Origin of the sequence: Peterkaempfera griseoplana (assembly GCF_001418575.1) — a bacterium.
Taxonomy (GTDB): Bacteria; Actinomycetota; Actinomycetes; order Streptomycetales; family Streptomycetaceae; genus Peterkaempfera; species Peterkaempfera griseoplana.
In genome coordinates this window covers 1-3,306 of record NZ_LIQR01000302.1, presented here as the reverse complement: position 1 = coordinate 3,306, position 3,306 = coordinate 1, and the positions used below count along the sequence as shown (strand labels likewise).

Here is a 3,306-nt window from a genome sequence, read left to right as displayed (position 1 = left end):
CACCGCCCCGGACCAGCGCCGCCATCACGGCGTAGTCGCCCTTGCCGGCGACGAAGTTGCCGGTGCCGTCCAGTGGATCGACCAGCCACACGGCGGGCTCGCTGCAGACCGCCTTGACCAGCAGGGGGTCGGCGGAGACCGCCTCCTCGCCCACCACCGGCACCGGGAGCAGCGCCCGCAGCCGCTCCGCGATGATCAGTTCCGCCTCGCGGTCGGCCACCGTGACCAGGTCACCGGGCGCCTTCTCCATGACCTCTCCGCAGGAGAGTGCCCGGAACCGCGGCTCGATCACCTCCGCCGCCGTCTCGGCGAGGATCTCCGCCACCTTCTCGAGCACCACGCGCCGCTCCTCTCGCTTCCCCCCTCACTCTCCCACGCGGTTGATCGCGCTGCCGGACCAGGGACGGGTACGGCCCGGTGCGCAGGGCGTCACCGCCGCTCCGCACCGGGCCGTACCGGAGGCGCCGGCGGTCAGTCCACCACCGGACTGCGGCGCTCCAGCAGCACCACGTCGCGCCAGACCCCCCGGTGGCGGCCCAGGCGCTCACGGACGCCGACCTCGCGGAAGCCCGCAGCGCGGTGCAGGGCGAGACTGGCCCTGTTCTCCGGGAAGACGCCGGACTGCACGGTCCAGACGCCGGCGGCCTCGGTGGACGCCAGCAGTGCGGCGAGCAGGGCGCGGCCGACACCGCGGCCGCGGGCGGCCGGATCGACGTACACGGAGTGCTCCACCACGCCCGCGTAGACGCAGCGGTCGGAGACCGCGGAGGCGGCGACCCAGCCCAGCAGCCGGCCGTCGGGGTCCAGGGCGACGAAGCGGTGGCCGGGGAGCCTGGTGCGGTCGAAGTCGGACCACGTGGGCGCCGACTCCTCGAAGGTGGCGTCGCCCTCGTCGATGCCCGCCTGGTAGACGGCCAGCACCCGGTCGGCGTGCTCCGGGGCCATCGGCACGATCCGCGGTGCGGCGGCGCTGCCCGCGGTCGCCTCGGTGTCCGGGGCGAGGTCCAGCCCGAGGTGGGCGGCGAGGAAGCAGGTGGTGTCGGCGGAGAGGCCCACGCTGCGGGAGACCGAGGGGGCGCTGTGGCCGACGTCCTTCTCCCTGCGGAGCAGCACCGGACGGTCGCCGGGACCGCCGGTGGTGGCCCACTGGAGCGCGGCGCAGAGTTTCCGGGCGTGCAGCGGATCGACCCGGGTGTCCTGGTCGAAGACGGTGAAGAGCACCGCCGGATAGTCGGTGCCGGGCCGGACCCGGTGGTACGGGGAGTAGGCCAGCAGCCAGCCCAGCTGTTCGGGGTCCTCGGCGGTGCCGTACTCCTCGGTCCAGGTGCGGCCCAGGCCGAAGCGCTCATAGCGGACCATGTCCAGCAGCGGCGCCGAGCAGACCGCCGCCGAGTAGAGGTCGGGGCGCTGGGTGACGGCGGCGCCGATCAGCAGCCCGCCGTTGGACCTGCCGGAGATGCCGAGCAGGCCCGGCCGGCAGACACCGTTGTCCAGCAGCCACTGCGCGGCGGCGTGGAAGTCGTCGAAGACGTTCTGCTTGTGCTCCATCATCCCGGCGCGGTGCCACTCCTCGCCCTCCTCCAGCCCGCCGCGGAGATTGGCGACGGCGTAGACGCCGCCCGCCTCGACCCAGGTGAGCACCCCGGCGGAGAAGCCGGGGGTGAGGGAGATCTGGAAGCCGCCGTACCCGTAGAGGACGGTCGGGCGCGGGCCCGGCGGCAGGTCGGCTCGGGCGATCACGAACATCCGCACCTCGGTGCCGTCCGCCGAGGGGAAGGTGACCTGACGTACCGTCACCTCGGGCAGCGCGACCCGGCCCGGGGCGTCGGCCCACAGGGTCGTGGCGCCGGTGCGGCCGTCGTAGCGCAGCACCCGCTCCGGCGCGGTGTGGTCGCCGTAGCCGAACCAGGCCTCGAAGCCGCCGCCGCGCGTCCTGGGGTCGGAGGGGGAGAAGCCGGACACGCTGCCCAGGCCCGGCAGTTCGACGGTGCGCAGCAGCCGGCCGTCGGCCAGGTCGTAAACGGCCACCTCGGCGACGGCGTGGCGGCTGCGGTGGACCAGCAGCTGCGGCCGCCAGCCCGGGTCGCGGCCGTCGCCGTACAGCACGCAGACGTCCTCCAGTACCGCCACCGGGTCCTGCGGCACCAGCTCCGCCAGCAGCTCCTCCCACTGCGCCGGGGGCAACCCGGCCGGGCCGGCGGCCGCCGCGTGCAGCGCCTCCGGGTCGCCGACCAGCACCCGGCCGCGCGGGGCGCCGGCGTCGGTGACGACATAGGCCCGGCCGTCCTCGCCGATCCAGAGCGAGGTCTGGTCGTCGCAGCCGGTGCGCAGCGGGAGCAGCCGCGGCCGCTGCGGCGGCGACCCGGTCAGGTCGGCGAGATACAGGTCGCTGCGGGGCGCCGTCCCCGCCGAGGCGGTGACGGCCAGCCAGCGGCCGTCCCGGCTGACCTGGACGCCGTAGTAGTTGGTGGCGGCCAGTCCGGCGCCGAAGACCTCGACGTCCTCGGCCGGGTCAGTGCCGAGCCGGTGCAGGTACACCCGGCGGTGGAACGGCTCCTCGCCCTCCGGGACCAGTCCGGGGGCGAGCCGCCGCACGTAGTAGAAGGACTCCCCGTCGAGGAGCCAGGCGACGGGGGAGTAGCGGGTGCGGTCGACCGGCCCGTCGACCACCTCGCCGGTGGCGACGTCCATCACCCGCAGCACCGACTCCTCGGTGCCGTTCTCGGACAGCTGGTACGCCAGCAGGCGGCCGTCGTGGGAGGGCGACCAGCCGTCGAGTGTGGTGAGGCCCTCGGGGTCCACGGCCACCGGGTCGATGAGCACCCGCTCGGGCGCGTCCTGCGCAGCGGCGGTGCCGTCGGCGGCGGGGTCCACGGTGAGCAGGACGCCGTGCTCCTGGCCGGGGGTGCGGCGGGTGAGGAAGCGGCGGCCGCCGTACCAGTAGGGGCTGCTCTCGTAGCCGACGCCGTTGAGTTCGGTGAGCCGGGCGGCGATCCGTTCCCGGTCGGGCCACTGCCGCCGGGCCGCGTCGAACAGTTCGTCCTGGGCGGCGGACCAGTCGCGGGTCTCCTGGGAGGCCGCGTCCTCCAGCCACCGGTAGGGGTCCTCCACCAGGTGCCCGAACAGGTCGTCGACCACGTCGGCGCGACGGGCGGGCGGATGGCCGGACGGGATCCCGGGAAGCGGCTCCTGCGCAGACTGCGTCACCATGAGCGGCAGCCTACGGCCTGTGCGGGGGATCCACCGGCCGTTCCGGCGGCCCCCGCGGCGCAGCCGGGGGGCCCGCAAGGGGGCGGGCCCCCCGGC

The 3,306-nt window shown here is 75.2% G+C and carries 2 protein-coding genes and 1 pseudogene; all 3 read right to left on the bottom strand.

Annotated features, from left to right (window positions below; translation table 11 throughout):
- The coding region (locus AOK09_RS22370; protein ID WP_322973201.1) for an inositol monophosphatase family protein at positions 1–340 on the bottom strand (340 nt) is incomplete at its 3' end.
- A 131-nt stretch (positions 341–471) separates the two neighbouring features.
- Positions 472–945, bottom strand: a complete 474-nt coding sequence (locus AOK09_RS40845; RefSeq protein ID WP_169797056.1) for a GNAT family N-acetyltransferase — start codon at positions 943–945, stop codon at positions 472–474.
- 75 nt (positions 946–1,020) lie between these two features.
- Positions 1,021–3,210, bottom strand: a pseudogene (locus AOK09_RS22365) (prolyl oligopeptidase family serine peptidase); the annotation flags it as partial.
- Positions 3,211–3,306: the final 96 nt, after the last annotated feature.

Coding starts and splice junctions, on each gene's coding strand:
- AOK09_RS40845 (WP_169797056.1), bottom strand. CDS start 945: ATGGCCCCGGAGCACGCCGACCGGGTGCTGGCCGTCTACCAGGCGGGC.